19 protein-coding genes and 1 pseudogene are annotated in these 22,656 nt (G+C 67.0%); 13 read left to right on the top strand and 7 right to left on the bottom strand.

Features of this window, described 5'->3' with window-relative positions:
- Window positions 1-83: 83 nt before the first annotated feature.
- Window positions 84-1,124 (top strand): annotated as a pseudogene (locus tag KGQ91_RS09935) (IS1380 family transposase); the annotation flags it as partial.
- A gap of 327 nt (window positions 1,125-1,451) precedes the next feature.
- Here the strand turns inward: KGQ91_RS09935 and lolA are convergent.
- Both lolA and KGQ91_RS09925 read right to left on the bottom strand, forming a co-directional pair.
- Complete coding sequence (gene lolA, locus KGQ91_RS09930; protein ID WP_110068223.1) at window positions 1,452-2,081, bottom strand: outer membrane lipoprotein periplasmic chaperone LolA; 630 nt, start codon at window positions 2,079-2,081, stop codon at window positions 1,452-1,454.
- 157 nt (window positions 2,082-2,238) lie between these two features.
- Window positions 2,239-5,475, bottom strand: a complete 3,237-nt coding sequence (locus tag KGQ91_RS09925; protein ID WP_224420931.1) for a DNA translocase FtsK — start codon at window positions 5,473-5,475, stop codon at window positions 2,239-2,241.
- A gap of 178 nt (window positions 5,476-5,653) precedes the next feature.
- Here KGQ91_RS09925 and aat point away from each other — a divergent pair, with 178 nt between their 5' ends.
- The 3 genes from aat (at window position 5,654) to infA (ending at window position 7,450) form a co-directional block, all read left to right on the top strand.
- Complete coding sequence (aat, locus tag KGQ91_RS09920; protein WP_224420930.1) at window positions 5,654-6,376, top strand: leucyl/phenylalanyl-tRNA--protein transferase; 723 nt, start codon at window positions 5,654-5,656, stop codon at window positions 6,374-6,376.
- Window positions 6,366-7,112 (top strand): arginyltransferase, encoded by a 747-nt coding sequence (locus tag KGQ91_RS09915; RefSeq protein ID WP_224420929.1) that lies wholly within the window; start codon window positions 6,366-6,368, stop codon window positions 7,110-7,112. The genes aat and KGQ91_RS09915 overlap by 11 nt, the downstream gene beginning before the upstream one ends.
- Before the next feature lie 119 nt (window positions 7,113-7,231).
- Window positions 7,232-7,450: a translation initiation factor IF-1 gene (gene infA, locus KGQ91_RS09910; protein ID WP_013332816.1), complete on the top strand. Its 219-nt coding sequence runs from the start codon at window positions 7,232-7,234 to the stop codon at window positions 7,448-7,450.
- A 251-nt stretch (window positions 7,451-7,701) separates the two neighbouring features.
- Here infA and clpA read toward each other — a convergent pair whose 3' ends face one another.
- From clpA to KGQ91_RS09895, 3 genes are all read right to left on the bottom strand, one after another.
- Window positions 7,702-9,966, bottom strand: coding sequence for an ATP-dependent Clp protease ATP-binding subunit ClpA (gene clpA / locus KGQ91_RS09905; protein WP_163647475.1), 2,265 nt, complete (start codon window positions 9,964-9,966; stop codon window positions 7,702-7,704).
- Window positions 9,967-10,062: 96 nt separating this feature from the next.
- Window positions 10,063-10,392 carry an ATP-dependent Clp protease adapter ClpS gene (gene clpS, locus KGQ91_RS09900; RefSeq protein WP_224421403.1) on the bottom strand — a complete coding sequence of 110 codons (330 nt, stop codon included), beginning with the start codon at window positions 10,390-10,392 and terminating at the stop codon, window positions 10,063-10,065.
- Window positions 10,393-10,678: 286 nt separating this feature from the next.
- Complete coding sequence (locus KGQ91_RS09895) at window positions 10,679-12,910, bottom strand: NADP-dependent isocitrate dehydrogenase (RefSeq protein WP_224420928.1); 2,232 nt, start codon at window positions 12,908-12,910, stop codon at window positions 10,679-10,681.
- 278 nt (window positions 12,911-13,188) lie between these two features.
- Here KGQ91_RS09895 and KGQ91_RS09890 point away from each other — a divergent pair, with 278 nt between their 5' ends.
- From KGQ91_RS09890 to KGQ91_RS09850, 9 genes are all read left to right on the top strand, one after another.
- Window positions 13,189-13,803 (top strand): pseudouridine synthase, encoded by a 615-nt coding sequence (locus tag KGQ91_RS09890; protein ID WP_224420927.1) that lies wholly within the window; start codon window positions 13,189-13,191, stop codon window positions 13,801-13,803.
- On the top strand, window positions 13,800-14,249 hold the full coding sequence (locus KGQ91_RS09885; RefSeq protein ID WP_224420926.1) for an NUDIX hydrolase: 450 nt from the start codon (window positions 13,800-13,802) through the stop codon (window positions 14,247-14,249). The genes KGQ91_RS09890 and KGQ91_RS09885 overlap by 4 nt, the downstream gene beginning before the upstream one ends.
- A 75-nt stretch (window positions 14,250-14,324) precedes the next feature.
- Window positions 14,325-15,452: a tRNA 2-thiouridine(34) synthase MnmA gene (gene mnmA / locus KGQ91_RS09880; protein ID WP_163647479.1), complete on the top strand. Its 1,128-nt coding sequence runs from the start codon at window positions 14,325-14,327 to the stop codon at window positions 15,450-15,452.
- The gene (gene hflD / locus KGQ91_RS09875; RefSeq protein ID WP_224420925.1) at window positions 15,449-16,087 is read left to right on the top strand and encodes a high frequency lysogenization protein HflD; all 639 of its coding nucleotides are present in this window, start codon (window positions 15,449-15,451) and stop codon (window positions 16,085-16,087) included. The genes mnmA and hflD overlap by 4 nt, the downstream gene beginning before the upstream one ends.
- A gap of 63 nt (window positions 16,088-16,150) precedes the next feature.
- Complete coding sequence (purB, locus tag KGQ91_RS09870) at window positions 16,151-17,515, top strand: adenylosuccinate lyase (protein WP_224420924.1); 1,365 nt, start codon at window positions 16,151-16,153, stop codon at window positions 17,513-17,515.
- Between the two features lie 189 nt (window positions 17,516-17,704).
- On the top strand, window positions 17,705-18,898 hold the full coding sequence (locus tag KGQ91_RS09865) for a cupin domain-containing protein (RefSeq protein WP_224420923.1): 1,194 nt from the start codon (window positions 17,705-17,707) through the stop codon (window positions 18,896-18,898).
- Window positions 18,895-19,329, top strand: coding sequence for a GNAT family N-acetyltransferase (locus tag KGQ91_RS09860; protein WP_224420922.1), 435 nt, complete (start codon window positions 18,895-18,897; stop codon window positions 19,327-19,329). Before KGQ91_RS09865 ends, KGQ91_RS09860 begins: the two co-directional genes overlap by 4 nt.
- A gap of 347 nt (window positions 19,330-19,676) precedes the next feature.
- Complete coding sequence (locus KGQ91_RS09855; protein WP_224420921.1) at window positions 19,677-21,275, top strand: isocitrate lyase; 1,599 nt, start codon at window positions 19,677-19,679, stop codon at window positions 21,273-21,275.
- Window positions 21,276-21,467: 192 nt separating this feature from the next.
- Window positions 21,468-21,935 (top strand): outer membrane lipoprotein, encoded by a 468-nt coding sequence (locus KGQ91_RS09850; protein ID WP_318010296.1) that lies wholly within the window; start codon window positions 21,468-21,470, stop codon window positions 21,933-21,935.
- 78 nt (window positions 21,936-22,013) lie between these two features.
- Here the strand turns inward: KGQ91_RS09850 and KGQ91_RS09845 are convergent, their stop codons facing one another.
- Window positions 22,014-22,172: a YqaE/Pmp3 family membrane protein gene (locus KGQ91_RS09845; protein WP_163647485.1), complete on the bottom strand. Its 159-nt coding sequence runs from the start codon at window positions 22,170-22,172 to the stop codon at window positions 22,014-22,016.
- A gap of 30 nt (window positions 22,173-22,202) precedes the next feature.
- Window positions 22,203-22,487 carry a hypothetical protein gene (locus KGQ91_RS09840; RefSeq protein ID WP_224420919.1) on the bottom strand — a complete coding sequence of 95 codons (285 nt, stop codon included), beginning with the start codon at window positions 22,485-22,487 and terminating at the stop codon, window positions 22,203-22,205.
- Window positions 22,488-22,656: the final 169 nt, after the last annotated feature.

The raw sequence follows: 22,656 nt of genomic DNA, 5'->3' as shown, positions 1-22,656 counted from the left end.
GTGAACCCGGCACCAAAAAACGCTCCTAACCTGCTGACCTGCATGGTAATATCGTCAAATCAGCCCTTCACCCGTAGCGTACCATGCCCAACATCCAGTTCCGCGCCAGTGGTCGTACCCTCACCAGCCATGCCGGCCTCTCGATCATCGGCCAGTGCGTCGAGATGGCCGGTATCGACAGCCTCGACAGTCGCTTCCCCATCTCGCAAGGAGTGCGTAACAGTGACATCGTCAAGGCCTATCTGGGGCTGCTGTGTCTGGGCATGAGTGACTTCGATGCCATCGAGAACTTCCGTCAGGACAAATCGTTCAAGCACTTGCTCAACCTGCACAAGGTGCCCAGCACGGCGACGCTGCGCCAACGCCTGGAGAAGCTCGCCACCCAAGGGCTTCAGGAGAGTACCGCGTCCTGGTCCACGACGCTGCTGTCGCTGGCCAAGGCACCGATCACCGCCGAGACGACACACGTCTGCCTGGACATCGACACCTTCGTCATGGACAACAGCAACTCCAAGAAGGAAGGCGTCTCGCGGACCTACCAGAAGGTCGATGGCTACACCCCGATCGCCGCTTATCTGGGCAATGAAGGCTGGTGTCTGGGCCTGGAACTGCGTCCCGGCAAGCAGCACACCATGAAGGAGAGCAACGCCTTCCTGGAGCGGGTGCTGCCCCGCGCCCAGGGCCTGACCGAACAGCCCCTCCTGCTGCGTGAGGACAGCGGCTTCGACAGCCAGGCGCATCTGGCGCTGCTTGAACAGCAACGCCGGGCCTGCGCCGAGGACGGGCGCGTGCTGGACTATCTCGTCAAGTGGAACCCGCGCCGCTCGGCCAAGGAAGACCTGGCCACCTGGCTGGCCGTGGCCGGGGACTACTGGGAGGAGCTGCGCCCGGGTAAGCGCCAGGCGCTGTGGACGCAGACCGTCTCAATCCGCGATGACGACAAGGTCGAATACGTCGTCAAGCGTGTGATGCGCCTGGTCGAGCGCACCGCCGATCGCGATGGCCAGCTGCTGATCGAACCGGACTATGAACTGGAAGGCTGGTGGACCAGCCTGGACGAGGCACCGCAGGCGGTGATCCAGCGCTACCAGGCGCATGCCACTCACGAGCAGTTCCACAGCGAGCCCGCGTCAGGTCGCGCACCGCCTCCTGCTCCGGCGTGGGGACCCATACCGGCGTCAGCTCACCGGAACGCGATAGACGTGCCAACATTTTCCTGATTACGCATTAAACTCAACCACGCTGGAGGATTTGCCACCTAAACGCCTACGATTCAAGCTCATGCGGAGAAAAACCCACATCGTGAATTTTGACCCAGACCGGCACCTCCAATGCAGTGATGATCATATATTTTTGAAAATTAAGGATTTTTCGATGGCTTTCGTAGCACAGCTGAGCGTCGTACGTAATCAGGAAAGCTTATAGCTTACAGCTCCGGGCGTAGCCCGGGATTACTGCGTATCGCGGATCACATCGGTGCCCTCGGGGATATCGAAGACGAAGCGGCTGTCGTCGATGGCCTGGTTCATGGTGGCATCGCGAAACTCGATGGCGGTGCGCTGCCCGGTGCTGTCGGTCATCTGCAGGGTGGTCAGCAGCTCACCGCGGAAGGTCATCTTCAGCTCCTCGAACAGGGTATCCGCCGACTTGGGCAGCAGGGTGAAGGTCTCGGCGCCCCCCTGCTGCTGGCGAGTCACGTCATAGCTGTCGACCAGGTCGCTGGCACTGCCGGAGAGCAGCAGGGCCGGGGTATGGGTGACGCGATGATCCAGGGCCTGGATGGTGGCCTGCTCCAGGTCGGGGTCGTGCAGCATCACCTCCTGGCCGTCGGAGATCACCTCCTGCTGGTAGGGAGCCTCCACCTCCCAGCGGAACTTGCCGGGACGCGCGAGCCACATCTGGCCGTGGGCTTCCTGGAGACGCTCGCCGCTGGCGTCGAGGATCTGCTGCTCGAAGCGCGCCTCGAAGGTCTGCAGCGGCTCGAGCATGCGGGTCAGGCGATCCGCCCCTTCGCTGGCCAGGGCCGCGAGCGGCATGGCCAGGGTCATGGTGATAACGGCAAGGGTCTTCTTCACTATCATGGTGCTCTGTCTCCCTGGACGGTTCCAACTGGAATCCTGTCACTCGGACTGTATGGACGCCGGCGGGTTGCAGGCCTGCCGGCGCTTTCATGCTGGTTGCATGGTTGAAGGGGGGCGTCTCCCAGGGGAGACGCCCGCGTCGGTGGCGGGCGCGCTGCTAGTCGCCCCCCGCTCGCGGGGACAGCACCTCGCGGGAGCCGTTGGTCCCCATGGTGGAGACGACACCGGCCATCTCCATGGCCTCCACCAGGCGCGCCGCGCGGTTGTAGCCGATCTTGAAGCGGCGCTGCACGGCGGAGATCGAGGCCCGGCGCGACTCGGTGACGAACATCACCGCCTCGTCGTAGAGCGCGTCCTGCTCGGCATCGTCGCCGTCGCCACCGCCCTCGGCCTCCAGGCCGGTCAGGGCATCGGCGGAGACGCCGCCGGAGAGGATCTCCTCGATGTACTCCGGCTCGCCGCGACGCTTCCAGTCCTCGACCACCCGATGCACCTCGTCGTCATCGACGAAGGCGCCGTGGACACGGGTCGGCATGCCGGCGCCGGCCGGCAGGTAGAGCATGTCACCGTGGCCGAGCAGGTTCTCCGCGCCCCCCTGATCGAGGATGGTCCGCGAATCGACCTTGGACGAGACCTGGAAGGCCATCCGCGTGGGTATGTTGGCCTTGATCAGGCCGGTGACCACATCCACCGACGGCCGCTGGGTGGCGAGAATCAGGTGGATGCCCGCCGCACGGGCCTTCTGGGCCAGCCGCGCGATCAGCTCCTCGACCTTCTTGCCGACGATCATGAACATGTCGGCGAACTCGTCGATCACCACCACGATGTAGGGCAGCTTCTCGAGCACCGGCGGCTGTTCGTGCATCTGCCACGGCTGCGGTTCCCACAGTGGATCGGCGACCTGGGCACCGGCGCGCTCGGCCTCGTCGAGCTTGGCGTTGAAGCCGGCGATGTTGCGCACCCCCATCGCCGCCATCAGCTTGTAGCGGCGCTCCATCTCCGCCACGCACCAGCGCAGGCCGTTGGCGGCCTCCTTCATGTCGGTGACCACCGGCGCCAGCAGGTGCGGGATGCCGTCGTAGACCGACAGCTCGAGCATCTTGGGGTCGACCATGATCATCCGGACGTCTTCCGGGGTCGCCTTGAGCAGCATGGAGATCAGCATGGCGTTGACGCCCACCGACTTGCCCGAGCCGGTGGTACCGGCCACCAGCAGGTGGGGCATCTTGCCCAGGTTGGCCACCACCGGGCCGCCGCCGATGTCCTGGCCCAGCGCCAGGGTCAGGGCGGAATCGGCCTGCTGGTAGCGGTCGGAGTCGATCACCTCGCGCAGGCGGATCATGGCGCGGTGTGGGTTGGGAATCTCGATGCCCACCGTGGGGCGGCCCGGGATCACCTCCACCACCCGCACGCTCTTGACCATCAGCGAGCGCGCCAGGTCCTTGGCCAGGTTGCTGATCTTGGAGACCTTCACCCCGGCGGCAGGCTTGATCTCGAAGCGCGTGATCACCGGCCCCGGCCAGGTCTCGACCACCTCGGCCTTGACACCGTATTCGCGCAGCCGCGTCTCGAGCAGCTCGGCCATGTCGGCCAGCTGCTCCGGCGTGTAGTTGGGCTGATGCGGATCCGGCGGCGTGAGCAGGCGCAGCGACGGGAAGTCACCGTCCGGCTCCGGCAGGTCATCGAGCACCGGGCGCTGGTTCTGCAGATGCTCGACCGTCCACAGCGCCGGGCCGTCCGGCTCCCGGGCGGCTTCCCGGGCCTGCTCCGCACCGGCGATGCGCGGCTCGCCGGTGGCGGGCGCCGGCGCATCGGGTTCGCGCGTATCAGGCTCGCGCGGCACGACAGGCGGCGTCGGCGCCTCGGCCTGGCGCGTCGGGGCGCCCTGGTGATGCGTCTCCGCGTCTTCGACGGACGCGTGCGCCGCGCGTCCGGCGGGCTCACGAGCAGCCGGCGCCTCGGGCGGCGTGTCCGGGGCAGGCTCGGCAGACGCCTCGGGGTCCGGCCCCGGACGGTCATCGTGCGTCGGCGGCTCGGAGCGCGGCGCCGGTGAGCGCACGCTGGCGATCGATTCGTCCTTCGACGCCGCGTCGACACGGTCGTGAGCCGGCGTCGCCGGTGGCTCATCCCGAACCGGGCGCGACAGGCTGGCGGGGATGATCGGCTCGTCGTCCGGCAGCACCGGCTCCGGTGGGGCATTGTCCTGCCGCGTCGGGGTGGCAGCCGCGGCCTCCAAGTTGATCGAGGGTTCGCGGCGCCGTGTCTCCACCGATGGCTCGGGCCGGGCCTCCGGCTCGTCGTTCGCCTCTTGCAACGGCGGCTCGGGGCCTGGCGCCTGCGCATCGCTCGCCTGTCGTGGCGAGGCGGCAGCCCCGGCCTCGCGCGACGGCTCGGGGGCGCTCGGCGAAGCCGGCTCGTCGGCCGCCTGAGCCGCACCCGGCTGCCTGGCCGAGGGCGTGCGATCGGGGACATCCCAGGGGATCTCGGTGCTGGCGTCTTCGCGGGAGGCTGCCTGCGTGGGCCGCTCGGACTCGGCCGAGGCGCCCCCGATGTCGCCCAGATTGGGCTCCTGGCGCGGCCCACCGGCCAGCACCGGCTCCTCGCGCCGGCGCTGCCACCACCGGCGGGCCGGTTCGGCGTCGGCCATCGCGTCGTCATCCTCCGGCTCGGCCGTCGCGAGCTCCTCGGCGTCTCCCGTGGCCTCGCTCTCGCGACGACGGGGCAGCGCCTCGCGCGCCAGGCCGAACTGGGTGCTCAACCACTGCAGGGCGCGATGGAAGCGCAGCCCCAGTTCGTCCATCACCGTCAGCCAGGAGAGCCCGGAAAACAGCGGGAAACCGGCCAGGAAGGCGACCAGCGCGACCAGCGTGGCGCCGCGCCGCCCTACCGTGGGCGTCAGGGCACCGGAGAGCCCTTCGCCGAGGATGCCGCCGGCCTGATAGGGCAGGTCGCTGTGCGGGTTGTAGAAATGCAGCGCCCCGAGGCTGGTGGTGGCCATGACCAGCAGCACCAGCCCGCCGGCCCGCACCGCCAGCGCCGTGGCATCCCACTCCAGGCGCACCTCGCGACGGCGCATCAGGCGCCAGGCGGCGAAGCCCAGCATCCCGGGCCACCAGAGGGCGCTGGCCCCGAACAGCGAATAGAGCACGTCGGACAGCCAGGCACCGAAGGCCCCCATCCAGTTGCTCACCGCCTGCTCCGGCCCGCTGTGCGACCAGCCGGGATCCGCGGGCGAATAGCTGAACAGGGCCAGCAGCAGAAAGATGCACGTCGCGAGCAGCACGATCACCGTGCCCTCCCGCGTCGCGCCCTGCAGCCGCAGGCCGAACCGACGCGCCCGTTCCCGGGCCTGGGCGGCGCTCTGGCGACGCCCTTCAGACGATGTCTTGCGCAAAAGGCCTTCTCCCTTTCCGTCCTCGGCAACGGCGAGCCCCGCGGGCGCCGCCCCGTTCCATGCCCGCCATCATACCGAGCCAGACCCGGCGGTCACAGGGGGCCGGCCGGGCATTGAGCGCAGCGGTTAGCGGCGGCACACTTGTCGCCGACACCCCGATCACGAGACCCGCCACCTCATGTTGCCCTGGCTAGCCGAGTCCCCCGTGCAGTTTCCCGACATCGCCGACGCCTTCGACGCGCCGCCGGGTCTGCTGGCCGCCGGCGGCGCCCTCACCCCCGAGTGGCTGCTGGCCGCCTACCGGCGCGGTATCTTTCCCTGGTTCAGCGACGACCAGCCGATCCTCTGGTGGTGCCCGACCCCCCGCCTGGTGCTGTTTCCCGAGGAGATCCGGGTGCGGCGCAGCCTTGCCAAGCGGCTGCGCAACGGCGGCTTCACGGTCAGTCGCGACCAGTGCTTCGCCGACGTCATCACCGCCTGCGCCGCCCCGCGAGAGGATGCCGACGGCACCTGGATCACCGCCGCCATGCAGGCCGCTTACCAGCGCCTTCACGCGCTGGGCCATGCGCACTCGGTGGAAGTCTGGCGTGACGGGCAGCTGGTCGGCGGCCTCTACGGGGTGGCGCTGGGACGCATGTTCTTCGGCGAATCGATGTTCAGTCGCGAGAACGATGCCTCCAAGATCGCCCTGGTGCATCTGGCCCACCACCTGCAGGCCCAGGGCGGCGGTCTGATCGACTGCCAGATGCACACCGCCCACCTGGCCAGCCTGGGCGCCCGGGAGATCGCCCGCGAAGCATTCATCGACTATCTTGAGCAATACGCCGCCCTGCCGGCGGAATCCTGGGCACTGGCCCCGCCATTTCGCTGCCATTCGGGAGGCCGAGATCGTGAGCAGTAGCACGCCGCGACAGCCGGCCAGGGATCTGCGCTTCTTCCTGACCGTCCCTCATGCCTGCAGTTACCTGCCCGGCCGCGAGGCGACGACGCTGTTTCTCGATCCTCAGGAATCGCCCGGGCAAGGCGTCTACGATTCGCTGGCGCTGCTCGGCTTCCGGCGCAGCGGGCGCCATCTCTATCGCCCGCACTGCGAGGGCTGCAGCGCCTGCATCTCGGTACGCATTCCGGTGGCCGACTTCACCCCCAGCCGCACGCAGCGCAAGCTCCGGCAGCGCAACGCGGATCTGGAATGGCACGACCGCCCCGCCGTCTTCGACCCCGAACACTATGCCCTGTATGCGCGCTACATTCGCACCCGCCATGCTGACGGCGACATGTATCCGCCGAGCCACGAGCAGTATCGGACCTTCCTGACCCTGGATCATCCCTATGCGCGGCTGCTGGAGTTCCGCCTGAACGGGCAGCTGCTCGGTGTCGCCGCCATCGACACCCTCGGTCACGGCCTGTCGGCGATCTACACCTTCTTCGACCCCGATGCCGAATACGCCCGGCGCTCGCTGGGCACTCATGCCGTCCTTTACCAGATCGAGCTGGCCCGCCGCCTGGGCCTGGCGCACGTCTACCTGGGGTACTGGATCCGCGAGTCATCGAAGATGAACTACAAGCAGGCCTTCCAGCCGCTCGAGTTTCTTGATGGCCGTCACTGGCGCCGGGCGATTCCGCGGCGACAGCGCTGATTCTTTGCCTTGACGCGCGGCATGCGGCAAAATATCGGGCTATCTTGATCGATGACGGCGTCGCAGCATGCCAACGACGTCATCGTGATGACCTAGTCCACCATCGAGGGTTCGCCTATATGGCACGAGAAGATCATATCGAAATGGAAGGTGTCGTCGTCGACACGCTGCCCAACACCATGTTTCGCGTCGAGCTGGAAAACGGCCATGTCGTCACCGCACACATTTCCGGCAAGATGCGCAAGAACTACATCCGTATCCTGACCGGTGACAAGGTCAAGGTCGAACTGACGCCCTACGACCTCTCCAAGGGCCGCATCGTCTACCGTTCTCGCTGAACGCGCCTCCACCGCCCCCTTGTCGCCGCGGCAGCGTGGCGCCACAGGCCTCTGTGGTCTGACTCCACTCGACCGCGGCCAGCCGGCACTGGCGACCCGGTGTACGCCATTCTCTCCGACACCGATGCATGACCCCGCCTGACTCGCCATGAAAAACGCCCCGTCCGAAGACGAGGCGCGGATCGTGAAGGCGGGCCCGGGGCCGAGGGCCGGCCCCTAGTCCGGATGCCGGAAGCCGGAAGCCGACGCCGTCAGGCGACCTCGGCTTCCGTGGCCAGATGCAGCTCGTCGCCTTCCACGGTGACGTGCACCAGACCGCCGTGCTCGGCCAGCTCGCCGAACAGGATGAGTTCCGCCAGCGGCTTCTTGAGCTTCTCCTGAATCACGCGCGCCATCGGCCGTGCCCCCATCTCGGGATCGTAGCCCTTGTCGGCCAGCCAGGCCTTGGCGGCATCGTCCACGTCCAGCTGGACACGCTTCTCGTCGAGCTGGGCCTGCAGTTCGACCAGGAACTTGTCGACCACGTTGCGCACGATATCCGGGGCCAGGCCGTGGAACTGGATGATGCCGTCCAGGCGGTTGCGGAACTCCGGCGTGAAGGTCTTGCGAATCATCTCCATGCCGTCCGTGGAGTGATCCTGGGTCTGGAAGCCGATCGAGCGACGGGCAATCTGCTCGGCACCGGCATTCGAGGTCATGATCAGGATCACGTGGCGGAAGTCCGCCTCGCGGCCATTGTTGTCGGTCAGGCGGCCATGGTCCATCACCTGCAGCAGCAGGTTGAAGACCTCGGGATGCGCCTTCTCGATCTCGTCGAGCAGCAGCACGCAGTGCGGCTGCTTGGTGACCGCCTCGGTCAGCAGGCCGCCCTGATCGTAGCCGACGTAGCCGGGAGGGGCACCGATCAGCCGCGACACGGTGTGCCGTTCCATGTACTCCGACATGTCGAAGCGCACCAGCGAGATACCCATCAGCTGGGCAAGCTGGCGGGCCACCTCGGTCTTGCCGACCCCGGTCGGCCCGGCGAACAGGAAGCTGCCCACCGGCTTGTCGGGAGACTTGAGCCCCGCCCGCGAGAGCTTGATCGCCGCCGCCAGGCTGTCGATGGCCTCGTCCTGACCGAAGACCAGCATCTTCAGGTCACGGTCCAGGTTGGAGAGCAGCTTGCGATCCGACGAGGAAACGCTCTTCGGCGGAATCCGCGCGATCGACGCCACCACCGCCTCGACCTGCTCGGTGTCGATGGTCGCGACCCGCATCTCGGGCGGCAGCAGGCGCTGATGTGCGCCGGCCTCGTCGATCACGTCGATCGCCTTGTCGGGCAGGTGGCGATCGTTGATGTAGCGGTCCGCCAGGCGCACGGCGCTGTCCAGCGCCCCGTCGGTGTACTTGAGCTGATGGTGCTCCTCGAAGCGCCCGCGCAGCCCCTTGAGGATACGGATGGTGTCCTCGACCGTGGGCTCGAGCACATCGACCTTCTGGAACCGCCGCGCCAGGGCGCGATCCTTCTCGAAGATGCCGCGGAATTCCTGGAAGGTGGTCGACCCGATGCAGCGCAGCTCGCCGGAGGAGAGCAGCGGCTTGAGCAGGTTGGAGGCATCCATCACGCCGCCGGAGGCCGCGCCGGCGCCAATCACCGTATGAATCTCGTCGATGAACAGGATGGCATTGGGCTGCTTCTTGAGCTCGGCGAGCAGCGCCTTGAGGCGCTTCTCGAAGTCGCCACGGTACTTGGTGCCGGCCAGCAACGCGCCCATGTCCAGCGCATAGACCACGGCATCGCTGATGACGTCGGGCACGTCCTCCTCGACGATGCGCTTGGCCAGCCCCTCGGCGATCGCCGTCTTGCCGACCCCGGCCTCGCCGACCAGCAGCGGGTTGTTCTTGCGCCGCCGCGCCAGGATCTGCACGGTACGCTCGAGTTCGTGATCGCGACCGATCAGGGGGTCGATCTTGCCGAGACGCGCCTGCTCGTTGAGGTTGGTCGCGTAGCCGGTCAACGGGTGGGCATTGCCTTCGCTCATACCCTCTTCCCCCTCTTCGGCCTCCTGGGACGGCGACGGGTTCTGTCCGTGGCCGGCCACCTTGGAGATGCCATGGGCTATGTAGTTGACCGCATCGACGCGGGCCACGTTCTGCTGCTTCAGGAAATAGACGGCCTGGCTTTCCTGCTCGGAGAAGATCGCCACCAGCACGTTGGCGCCGGTGACCTCGGACTTGCCGGAGGACTGCACGTGGAAGACGGCGCGCTGCAGCACACGCTGGAACCCCAGGGTCGGCTGGGTCTCGCGATCCTCCTGATCCTCGGGAATCAGCGGCGTCGTGGAGTTGATGAAGTCCTGCAGGTCGGAACGCAGCTTGTCGAGGCTGGCGCCGCAGGCACGCAGCACATCGGCGGCCGACGCATTGTCCAGCAGGGCCAGCAGCAGATGCTCGACGGTCATGAATTCATGCCGCTTGGAGCGCGCCACCGTGAAGGCCGTGTTCAGGGTGAGTTCAAGTTCTTTGCTCAGCATGGCAGTCCCCTTCTCGCCGCCTCGGGCATCGTCGGCACTTTCACAATCGGGCACTTTGGAGTCTTTCGCAACCCCTGACTGTCACGTTGCCAGGCGTCAGTCGGCCCTGTCGATGTCGCACAGCAGTGGATGCTGGCATTCTCGCGCGTATTCGTTGACCTGGTGGCTCTTGGTCTCCGCGATGTCGCGGGTATAGATGCCGCAGGTCGCCTTGCCCTGGGTATGGACCGCCATCATGATCTGCACGGCTTTCTCATGGTCCATGTAGAAGAAGGTCTGCAGCACCTCGACGACGAATTCCATGGGCGTGTAATCGTCGTTGTGGAGCACCACCTTGTAGCGCGGCGGCTCCTCGAGCTTCGGCTCCGCCGGGCGGGTGGCGAGCTCGCCTTCGCCCTCCTCCTCGGGGCCCGGCGGTCGCGTCATCCCGGCGGTAATCGCCGCTCCCGGGATCGGCACAAGCCCCTCCTTTCCTGTCGCGAGCCATGACGCCACCGCGGTCATCGACATTGTCTCGTCTCTATTGAACATAAGAGCCAGAATCCATCTGTACAAGCCGAAAGCAGGGCGCGTGCTCCATGAACATGAGACGCGGCCACGGCTTCGGGGTTCCCTGCAAGATGCGTCCGCAACCGTCACCTTGCAAGGGGGGCAACAAAAAAACCCCGCTCGCCGAGCGAGCGGGGATTCGGGATGCTCAGCCAGCGAAGACTCAGTCCTTGACGACACCCAGGGCGTCGTTGAGCGTCTTGCTGGGACGCATGGCCTGGCTGGTCAGTGCGTAGTCGGGATGATAGTAGCCGCGGATATCCACCGGCTGACCCTGCACGCCGTTGAGCTCGGCCAGGATGGCGTCCTCGTTTTCCTCGAGCTTACGGGCCAGCTCGGCGAACTGAGCCTTGAGCTCGGCGTCGTCATTCTGGGCGGCCACGGCCTTGGCCCAGTAGAGCGCCAGGTAGAAGTGGCTGCCGCGATTGTCGATCTCGCCGACCTTGCGCGAGGGCGACTTGTTGCTGTCGAGGAACTCGCCGTTGGCCTGGTCCAGCGCCTTGGCCAGCACCCGCGCCCGGGCATTGTCGAAGGTCTTGCCCAGATGCTCGAGCGAGGCGGCCAGGGCCAGGAACTCGCCCAGCGAATCCCAGCGCAGGTGGTTCTCTTCCAGGAACTGCTGGACGTGCTTGGGCGCGCTGCCGCCCGCCCCGGTCTCGAACAGGCCACCGCCGTTCATCAGCGGCACGATGGAGAGCATCTTGGCGCTGGTACCCAGCTCCATGATCGGGAACAGGTCGGTCAGGTAATCACGCAGCACGTTGCCGGTCACGGAGATGGTGTCCTTGCCGGCACGGATCCGCTCCAGCGAGAAGCGCATGGCGTCTTCGGGAGTCATGATGCGGATATCCAGGCCGTCGGTGTCGTGATCCTTCAGATAACGCTCGACCTTCTCGATCAGCTGGGCGTCGTGCCCCCGGTTGGCATCGAGCCAGAACACCGCCGGCGTCTGGCTGTCGCGGGCACGCGCCACGGCCAGCTTGACCCAGTCCTGAATCGGGGCGTCCTTGGTCTGGCACATGCGCCAGATGTCGCCCTCCTCGACCCTGTGCTCGAAGACCACATTGTCCTGGGCGTCGGTGACGCGCACGGTGCCGGCGGCCGGGATATGGAAGGTCTTGTCGTGAGAACCGTACTCCTCGGCCTTCTGGGCCATCAGGCCGACGTTGGGCACGCTGCCCATGGTGGTCGGATCGAAGGCACCATTCTTCTTGCAGTCCTCGATCACCACCTGATAGATGCCGGCGTAGCAGCGGTCGGGGATCACCGCCTTGGTGTCGTGCAGGGCGTCGTCGGCGCCCCACATCTTGCCGGAATCGCGGATCATCGCCGGCATCGAGGCATCGATGATCACATCAGAGGGCACGTGCAGGTTGGTGATGCCCTTGTGCGAGTTGACCATCGCCAGTGACGGACGCTCGGCGTACAACGCCTGGATGTCGGACTCGATGGCCTGGCGCTTGTCCTCGGCCAGCGACTGGATGGTGGCGTAGAGATCGCCGATGCCGTTGTTGGGGTCGAAGCCGACCTGCTTGAGATCGTCGGCGTACTTGGCCAGCACCTCCTTGTAGAACTCGGAGACCACGATGCCGAACATGATCGGATCGGAGACCTTCATCATGGTCGCCTTGAGGTGCAGCGAGAACAGCACGTCCTGCGACTTGGCATCCTCGATGGCCTCGGCGACGAAGCGACGCAGCGCCTGACGGCTCATCACCGCAGCGTCGATCACTTCACCGGCCAGCACCGGCACGGCCTCCTTGAGCACCTTGACGCTGCCGTCGGCGCCGTGAAGCGCGATCTTGACGCTGCCGGCGCTCTCCATGACCGCGGACGTCTCGCTGCCGTAGAAGTCACCGTCGCTCATGTGAGCCACGTGGGAACGCGAGTCGGCGCTCCACTCGCCCAGGCGGTGCGGATACTTGCGGGCGAAGTTCTTGACCGACTGCGGCGCACGGCGATCGGAGTTGCCCTCACGCAGCACCGGGTTGACCGCGCTGCCCTTGACACGATCGTAGCGCGCCTTGATGTCGCGCTCGGTGTCGTTGCCGGGCTCTTCCGGGTAGTCGGGCAGCTTGTAGCCCTGAGACTGCAGCTCCTTGATGGCGGCCTTGAGCTGCGGCACGGAAGCACTGATGTTGGGCAGCTTGATGATGTTGGCTTCCGGCGTCTTGGTCAGCTCACCCAGCTCGGCCAGGTCGTCGGCGATGCGCTGTTCATCGGTGAGATACTCGGGGAACAGGGAAATGATGCGCCCCGCCAGAGAGATGTCGCGCGTCTCCACGTCGATGCCGGCCGGATCGGTGAAGGCGTCGATGATCGGCAACAGGGAATGGGTCGCCAGTGCCGGGGCCTCGTCGGTGAGCGTATAGATGATCTTCGGCGATTTGGACATCGTTGCGTTAACCTCTCTGTTTCGCTGCGATTGCAAGAAATCGGCGTCACTGCCAACCGGGCCGGCAGCCCCGACATCACCGGCGAGCTGCCGGCCCGATTGCGGTAAACTGGGTAGCCGCGCAGGCGCTTGGTCCATCCCGGCGAGCGGGCGCCCGGGGGATGCCCTGGTTCACGGTTAGACGCTGGTACCCCTGCGGTCGGGCCGCAGTATAACAGCGTCGGCCCGGGTCCGCATGAACAATGTCGACAATCTCCGAGCAACGAGCCGCCCCCGCCATGAGCGATCTTTACCTGTTGCACAAGCCCTACCACATGCTCTCGCAGTTCACCGACGCGCGCGGCCGGGCGACCCTGGCCGAGGCCATCGATGTGCCCGGCATCTATGCCGCCGGCCGGCTCGACTACGACTCCGAGGGCCTGCTGCTGCTCACCGACGACGGCGCGCTGATCCAGCGCATCAGCCACCCGCGCCACAAGCAGCCCAAGACCTACTGGGTCCAGGTCGAGGGGACGCCGGACGACGATGCCCTCGAGGCCCTGCGCCGCGGCGTGACCCTCAATGACGGCCCCACGCGCCCGGCCCGGGTGAAGCGGCTCGCCGCGCCGGAGGTGCCACCGCGCGACCCGCCGATCCGCCATCGCGCCGGCATCCCCACCCACTGGCTCGAACTGACCATCGAGGAAGGCCGCAACCGTCAGGTCCGCCGCATGACGGCCCATGTCGGCCACCCCACCCTGCGCCTGATCCGCGTGGCGATCGGCCCCTGGCGGCTCGACGGCCTGGCACCGGGACAGTGGCGCCGGGAGGTCCTGCATGCCCCGGCGGCGCCGCGGTCGCGTGCCCCGGGCAAGCGTGCCCCGGGCACACGCCGCCGGAGGTCGCGCTCATGAGCCGCTGGTCCCCGCGTGTCACCGTCGCCACGGTGATCCCCCATGATGACCGCTTCCTGCTGGTGGAGGAGGACCGCGGCGGCCCGGCCAGCCAGTTCAACCAGCCCGCCGGCCACCTGGAGCCGGGCGAGCGCCTGATCGAGGCCGCACGTCGCGAGACCCGCGAGGAAACCGCCTGGGACGTGGCCATCACCGCTTATCTGGGGCTTTACATCTTCACCGCCGCCGACGGCCTGGTCTTTCACAGCCACGGCTTCATCGCCCGGCCCCGGGCCGCGCACACGACACCGCTCGACCACGGCATCCTCGGCGCGCACTGGCTGCGTCCCGAGGAGATCGAGTCCCTGGCGCAGGAGGGGCGCCTGCGCAGCCCGCTGGTGCTCACCCGGATCCGCGACTATCGCGCGGGGCGGCGCTTCCCGCTGTCGGTCATCCACGAAGGCTGACGCTCGAAGCCCGCGTCCGGTTTCGGGTATAATCCGCGCCACTGCGATTCACCCCTGTTCCACTCGAGGGACGTTATGCCCCAAGCTACGGCGCCTTCAGCCACCGGCAAGGTCATCGTCGGCATGTCCGGCGGTGTCGACTCCTCCGTCTCGGCCCTGTTGCTGCTCGAACAGGGCTATCGGGTCGAGGGCCTGTTCATGAAGAACTGGGACGAGGACGACGGCACCGAATACTGCACCGCGAAGGAAGACCTGGCGGACGCCCAGGCGGTGTGCGACAAGCTGGGCATCCCCCTGCACACCGCCAATTTCGCCGCCGAGTACTGGGACAACGTCTTCGAGCACTTCCTCGCCGAGTATCGCGCCGGGCGCACCCCCAACCCGGATGTGCTGTGCAACCGCGAGATCAAGTTCAAGGTGTTTCTCGAATACGCCGAGATGCTGGGTGCCGAGGCGATCGCCACCGGCCACTACGTGCGCCGCGGCGAGCGCGACGGTCGGGCGCGCCTGCTCAAGGGACTCGATGCCAACAAGGACCAGAGCTATTTCCTGCACGCCGTGCCCGAGGCCGCGATCGCCCGCACCCTGTTCCCGGTCGGCGAGCTGGAAAAGCCCCGGGTGCGCGAGCTCGCCGAGCGCCATGACCTGGTCACCGCGCGCAAGAAGGATTCCACCGGCATCTGCTTCATCGGCGAGCGCCGCTTCCGCGACTTCCTGCAGCAGTACCTGCCGGCCCAGCCGGGACGCATCGAGACCCCCGAGGGCGACGACATCGGCGAGCACATGGGGCTGATGTACTACACCCTCGGCCAGCGCCAGGGGCTGGGCATCGGCGGGCTGGCCGACTATCCGGACGCGCCCTGGTACGTCGCCGACAAGGACCTCGAGCGCAACGTGCTGATCGTGGTCCAGGGCAAGCACCATCCGCTGCTGTACAGCGATGCGCTGGTCACCGAGGCGATGGACTGGATCGCCGGGCAGCCACCGGCCGCCGAGGCACGCCTCACCGCCAAGACCCGCTACCGCCAGACCGACGTGCCCTGCCGCATGCGCACCCGCGACGATGGCGGCGTGGAGGTTCACTTCGACGAGCCGCAGCGCGCGGTGACGCCGGGCCAGTCGCTGGTGCTCTACGACGACGACGTCTGCCTCGGCGGCGGCGTGATTCGCGACACCTGGCAACGGGAGACGCTGGCCGCATGAACGCCACCCCGATCCACACGGCCCCCGACGACCCCGTGTCACGACAGACCCTGGCCCTGGCCGGGGTCTTCCAGGCCGCCGCCCTGGTCGACCAGCTGGCCCGTCAGGGGCAGTGCGACGCGCGGGCCTGGGACACCCAGCTGCGGGCCACGCTGGATACCAACCCCGCCTCCTTCGAGGCCATCTACGGCGGCCACCCCAACAACCTGCGCCTGGGGCTGGACGTGCTCGAGGCCATCGTCGCTCGCCAGCGCACCGACCCCAACGTGCTGCGCTACGGCTTCACGCTGCTGATGCTGATGCAGAAGCTGCGCCAGCAGGACGCCATGCTAGACACCCTGGGCGAGCGGCTGACCCGCATCCAGGGGCAGGCCGAGCACTTCGGCGAGACCCACGAGAACGTGGTGGCCAGCCTCGGCGAGCTCTATCAGGACACCATCTCGACCTTCCGCCAGCGCATCGTGGTCCAGGGCGAGCCCAGCCTGTTGCAGCAGCGGATGATGCCCGAGCGCGTCCGCACCGCCCTGCTCTCCGGCATCCGCTTCGCCCTGCTCTGGCACCAGCAGGGCGGCCGCCGCTGGAAGCTGCTGTTCCAGCGCGGCGCCATGCGCAAGGCCCTGGAGCAGTGGCGCTGAACACGCCTTTTCGCCAACCGTTTGGCGCCGCCGCCACGGCGCCCCGAGATACCGGACGATACCATGCAGCTCTCTCCGCTCACCGCCCTTTCCCCCGTCGACGGCCGCTATGCCTCCAAGGCCGAGCCGCTGCGCGAGCATTTCAGTGAATTCGGCCTGATCCGCGCCCGCGTCACCGTCGAGGTCCGCTGGCTGGAGCGCCTCGCCGCGCACCCGCAGATCGTCGAGGTCCCGCCCCTGTCGGCCGAGGCCACGGCCTTTCTCGGCCGGCTCGTCAGCGAATTCTCGGTCGCCGATGCCGAGCGCATCAAGGAGATCGAGCGCACCACCAACCATGACGTCAAGGCAGTGGAGTACTTCCTCAAGGAGCAGGTCGCCGGGGTTCCCGAACTGCACGCGGTCACCGAGTTCATCCACTTCGCCTGCACCAGCGAGGACATCAACAACCTCTCCTACGGGGTGATGCTGCGCGACGGCCTCGACGCCCTGCTGCCGACCCTGCGCGATGTGGTCGCCGCCGTCGAGCGCCTGGCTCACGAGCACGCCGAGCAACCCATGCTCTCGCGCACCCACGGCCAGACCGCCAGCCCCACCACCCTGGGCAAGGAGATGGCCAACGTCGCCTACCGGCTGCGCCGCCAGCTTCGTCAGATCGAGGCCGCCGAGATCCTCGGCAAGATCAACGGCGCGGTGGGCAACTACAATGCCCACCTGGCGACCTACCCGGAGATCGACTGGGCGCAGAACGCGCGCCTGTTCGTCGAGGGCCTGGGGCTGAGCTTCAACCCCTACACCACCCAGATCGAGCCCCACGACTACATCGCCGAGCTGTTCGACGCCATCTGCCGCTTCAACACCATCCTCATCGACTTCGACCGCGACGTCTGGGGCTACATCTCGCTGGGCTACTTCAAGCAGAAGACCATCGCCGGCGAGATCGGCTCCTCGACCATGCCGCACAAGGTCAACCCCATCGACTTCGAGAACTCCGAAGGCAACCTGGGGCTGGCCAACGCCCTGCTCACCCACCTGGCGCAGAAGCTGCCGATCTCGCGCTGGCAGCGCGACCTCACCGACTCCACGGTGCTGCGCAACCTGGGCGTCGGCCTGGCCTACGGGCTGATCGCCTACCAGGCGACCCTCAAGGGCGTCGGCAAGCTCGAGGCCAATCCGGCCCGCCTGGCCGAGGACCTCGACAACAGCTGGGAAGTGCTGGCCGAACCGATCCAGACGGTGATGCGCCGCTACGGCATCGAGAAGCCCTACGAGAAGCTCAAGGAACTGACCCGCGGCAAGCGCATCGATCAGGCCGGCTTCGCCGCCTTCATCGACACGCTGGAACTGCCCGAAACGGTCAAGGCCGAGCTCAAGGCGCTCTCGCCGGCCACCTACGTGGGCAATGCCGCGGAGCAGGCGCGCCAGCTGTAAGCGCCTAGCGCCAGTACGGTAAGCGGCGCCGGGAATAGGCCTGAAGAGGGTCTTTTTCCAAGGATGGAAAAAGTAGCGCCCAAGGAAGGGTTCACAGCGCCCTCGTACAGGCCTGTTGCCGGAAAAGCCGCGACTCGAAGCCACCAATCCCGTCCCGCGACTTCAGTATTTCGTCAAGAGGTGGTACCCATGTCCCCCGACGACACTCCGCTCACCCTGCTCGGTGGCCGCTCGGCCCGCGACTTCCTGCGCGAGTACTGGCAGAAGAAGCCGCTGCTGATTCGCGGCGCCCTGCCCGACTTCGTCTCGCCACTCGCCCCCGAGGAACTGGCCGGCCTGGCCTGCGAGGAAGGCGTCGAGTCACGCCTGGTCGAGGAGCACGGCCCCGACGGCCCCTGGCAGGTCAGCCACGGCCCCTTCGATGACGCCACCTTCGCCCGCCTTCCCGAGCGGGACTGGACCTTGCTGGTGCAGGCGGTGGATCACTACGTGCCCGAGGTCAACGACCTGCTCGCGCAGTTCCACTTTCTGCCGCGCTGGCGGCTCGACGATGTCATGGTCAGCTACGCCCCACCCGGCGGCAGCGTGGGCCCGCATGTCGATCAGTATGACGTCTTTCTGCTCCAGGGTAGCGGGGTCCGCCGCTGGCAGCTCGGTGGCGTGGCGGGCGACGACGCGCCGATCCTCGAGGGCATCGACCTCAAGATCCTCGAGCGCTTCACGGTCGAGCCCGGTCAGGACTGGCGCCTGGAACCCGGCGACATGCTCTACCTGCCCCCCGGCATCGCCCACCACGGGGTCAGCGAATCCGCGGACTGCATGACCTACTCGGTGGGCTTCCGGGCGCTGTCGGCCGACGAGTCGATTACCTCGTTCGCCGACTATCTCGGCGAGCAGCTGCCCGACTCGCTGCGCTACGCGGACCCGGACCTGACGCCGGCGGCCCATCCCGGCGAGATCGACGATGCGGCACTGGCCCGCATGCGCACCCTGATCCTCGAGACCCTGGATGATCCGGCGCAGCTGCTTCAGTGGTTCGGCCGGGCGATGACCCAGCCCAAGTACCCGGACCACCCGATCGCCGCCGAGGTACCGGCGGACGGTGACACCCTTGTCGCGGCACTACACGCCGGTCTCACGCTCGAGCGCACCCCGGGCTCGCGCTTCGCCTGCCGGGACCACGACGCGGGCCGCGCCACCCTGTTCGTCGACGGCGACGCCGTCACCTGCGACGCCCGCCTGGCCCGCCACCTCGCCGGCGACGCCCCGCTCGACGCTGAGCTGCTGGCCTTCCCCGAGGCGGTCGGGATCGTGACCGGCCTGCTCGATCGCGGCAGCCTGGTCTGGCCGGACGAGGCGGCAGACGACGCGGAGGACGCATGAACGAGCCGACCCTGCATATCGAACGCGGCGACTGGCAGCGCCTGGGGCCACCGGCCGGCGACATCCGCCGACGGGTGTTCATCGACGAGCAGGCGGTGCCCGAGGACGAGGAGTGGGACGGGCGTGACCCGGAGTGCCTGCACCTGCTCGCCCGGCTCGACGGCACGCCCGTGGGCACCGCCCGCCTGCTGCCCGACGGCCACGTGGGGCGCGTCGCCGTGCTCCCCGACGCCCGCGGGCGAGGCATCGGCCTGGCACTGATGCGCGAGGCCATCCGCGCCGCCCGCGACCAGGGCCATGCCCACGTCGAACTCGCCGCCCAGACCCAGGCGCTGGACTTCTATCGCCGCCTGGGTTTCGAGGCCTACGGCGGCACCTTCCTCGACGCCGGCATTTTGCACCGCAATATGCGCCTGGTGCTGAGCGACTGATTTTACGACGGTTTTCCCCACCCGCGAAAATCGACTACAGAAATCGTGCGATTCGCGCGATTCTGTAGTCATGCTACAACCCGCGCTTACCCCAAGTGATGATTGTTGAGCCCCGTGGTTGTGGGCCATATTGCATTGCAAGACAGGGTTAAAACGATCGTTTTACAGCCACCATGTAGTGAACGATCGTCACCGAAATCCTGTCGTGAATCGCCGCCATGATTCCCAGCACGGCAAGGCATCATCGCCGAAAAGCCACTGCGAATCTCGCGACTGCAGCATATGGCCCCGACGCCACCGCGACTCACCACGACAGGCCGCAAGGCCACCACTGACGAGGATGCGCCATGACCCGCTATCAGGACACGCTCACCACGTTCAGCCAGCTGCGCGACCAGCAGGGCGGCAAGTGGGACAACATCAACCCCGAGTACGCCACCCGCATGCGGCTGCAGAACCGCTTCCGCACGGGGCTGGACATCGCCCGCTACACGGCGGGCGTCATGCGCCGCGACATGGCCGAGTACGATGCCGACCCCAGCCGCTACACCCAGTCGCTGGGGTGCTGGCACGGCTTCATCGGCCAGCAGAAGATGCTCGCCGTCAAGCGCCACCACGGCACCACCGCCAAGCGCTACCTCTACCTCTCGGGCTGGATGGTCGCCGCCATGCGCAGCCAGTTCGGCCCCCTGCCCGACCAGTCGATGCACGAGAAGACCGCCGTGCCGGCACTGATCGAGGAGCTCTACACCTTCCTGCGCCAGGCGGACGCCCGCGAACTCGGTCATCTGTTCCGCGAGCTCGATGCCGCCCGCGCCAAGGGCGACGAGGTCGCCGCCAAGGCCGCACAGGAGCGCATCGACAGCTTCGAGACCCACGTGGTGCCGATCATCGCCGATATCGACGCCGGGTTCGGCAATGAAGAGGCCACCTACCTGCTGGCCAGGCGCATGATCGAGGCCGGCGCCTGCTGCATCCAGATCGAGAACCAGGTCTCCGATGCCAAGCAGTGCGGCCACCAGGACGGCAAGGTCACGGTGCCCCACGAGGACTTCATCGCCAAGCTCAATGCGGTGCGCTATGCCTTCCTCGAACTGGGCGTGGAGGACGGCGTGATCGTCGCCCGTACCGACTCCCTGGGCGCCGGCCTGACCCAGAAGATACCGGTCAGCCAGGAACCCGGCGATCTAGCCTGGCAGTACAACAGCTTCCTCAACACCGTGCCGGTGGCCAGCGCCGAGGATATCGACGAGGGCGACACCGTGATCAAGATCGACGGTGAACTGCGCAAGCCGCTGCGACTGGCCAACGGCCTGTATCGTTTCCGCCCCGACACCGGCGAGGACCGGGTGGTGCTCGACTGCATCACCGCCCTGCAAAACGGCGCCGACCTGCTGTGGATCGAGACCGAAAAACCCCATGTGGGCCAGATCGCGGGCATGGTCGAGCGTATCCGCGAGGTGGTGCCGGATGCCAAGCTGGTCTACAACAACTCGCCGTCGTTCAACTGGACGCTCAACTTCCGCCAGCAAGTGTTCGACGCTTGGGAGCAGGAAGGCAAGGACCTCTCGGCCTACGATCGCGGCCAGCTGATGAGTGCCGAGTACGACGACACCCCGCTGGCCGAGCTGGCCGACGAGTGGACCCGCGACTTCCAGCGCAAGGGATCACGGGAAGCCGGCATCTTCCATCACCTGATCACCCTGCCCACCTACCACACCGCGGCACTGTCCACCGATAACCTGGCGCGCGGCTATTTCGGCGAAGAGGGTATGCTGGCCTACGTGACCGGCGTGCAGCGCCAGGAGATCCGCCAGGGCCTGGCCTGCGTCAAGCACCAGGACATGGCCGGCTCCAACCTCGGCGATGACCACAAGGAGTACTTCTCCGGCGAGGGGGCCCTGAAGGCCGGCGGCCAGGCCAATACCATGAACCAGTTCGGCTGATCGCACCGCCGCGCACCGCAATGCCCCGCGGGGAGGCCACGGCCTCCCCGCGCTTGCGTTGCCACCCGGGCGCCCGGCTACACTGGTCACACGCTGAACCCTCATCCGGCGTCATGGTCAAACCCGCGGTTGTCGGCTAGACTGGGTTATCAAACAGTGTTTTTAAAACGAGAGGGAGAACTGGCAATGAAGCTGACGCGTTACCTGCCTGTACTGGCGCTGGGCCTTCTGACTCTGGGCGGCTGCGCCAACAGTGACCTCTATTCCGGCGACGTCTATCGGGGCAGCCAGGCCAAGACCGGCCAGACCGTCACCTACGGCACCATCGTCTCGGTCCGCCCCGTGCGTATCCAGGCGGACGACCAGGGCAGCGGTCTCATCGGCGGGGTCGGCGGTGCGGTCATTGGCGGCCTGCTCGGCAATCAGATCGGTGGCGGCTCCGGCAAGCAGATCGCGACCGCTGCCGGCGCGATCGGCGGCAGCGTGGCCGGCAAGAAGATCGAGGACCGCGCCAATCAGGTCAATGCCTACGAACTGGAAGTGCGGCGCGACAGCGGCGACACGGTCGTGGTGGTCCAGAAGGCCGACCGCAACTGGCAGGTCGGTCAGCGGGTCAAGCTGGTCGGCAGTGGTTCCAGCATGAGTGTCGCGCCCTACTGACGCGGACACGAGGTCGAGTCGAATCCGCCATTCAGACCCCGGTGCCTTGCGGCGCCGGGGTCTTGCGTTGTCCGGCCGTCAGCGCCGGGCGATGATCCAGACGGCATGCACGATGCCGGGGATGTAGCCCAGCAGCGTCAGCAGGATGTTCAGCCAGAAGTGCAGACCGAAACCGACCTGCAGGAACACCCCGACCGGCGGCAGAATGATGGCCAGAATGATGCGAATCACGTCCATGCGTTTTCCCCTGTTTCCTTTCCTTGGTGATCAGGCGCCGTTGCCGGTGCCCTCGTCGTCCCGGGGCGCCGCGGCATCGCGAGCGCCGCGCCCGTGCGCCGCCGGGTCGATCTTGCGGGCCAGCCGGTCCGCGTCGCCGGCCAGCTGGTCATGGTAACGCTCCCAGTCTTCCCAGTCGTGGGGCGTGCCGGTACGCGGCCGCTGCGCCCCGGCCTGGCGCGCCCGCTCCCAGGCCAGCTCCTCCAGGGTATTGGGGCGATCCTCCTCGCGGTCCAGGCTCACGCCCTGCCTGGCGAGATACTCTCGAGCATCCATGGAGACCTCCTCTTTCGGGATGGCCCTCGCGTCACCACCCCAACCATCGAAAATGATTATCAGGAATTTTCAATCAATCGAATTTCCTGGCGACAGTGCTCCCGACATACTGACCTTGCCTGATACCTACAATGGTGGCGGCACATCGCGCAGACAAGGGGGTGTCCCT

The organism is Modicisalibacter tunisiensis, assembly GCF_020148005.1.
Lineage (GTDB): Bacteria > Pseudomonadota > Gammaproteobacteria > Pseudomonadales > Halomonadaceae > Modicisalibacter > Modicisalibacter tunisiensis.
Note: the sequence above shows the minus strand (reverse complement) of the source record. Positions and strands in the feature narration are given on the sequence as shown.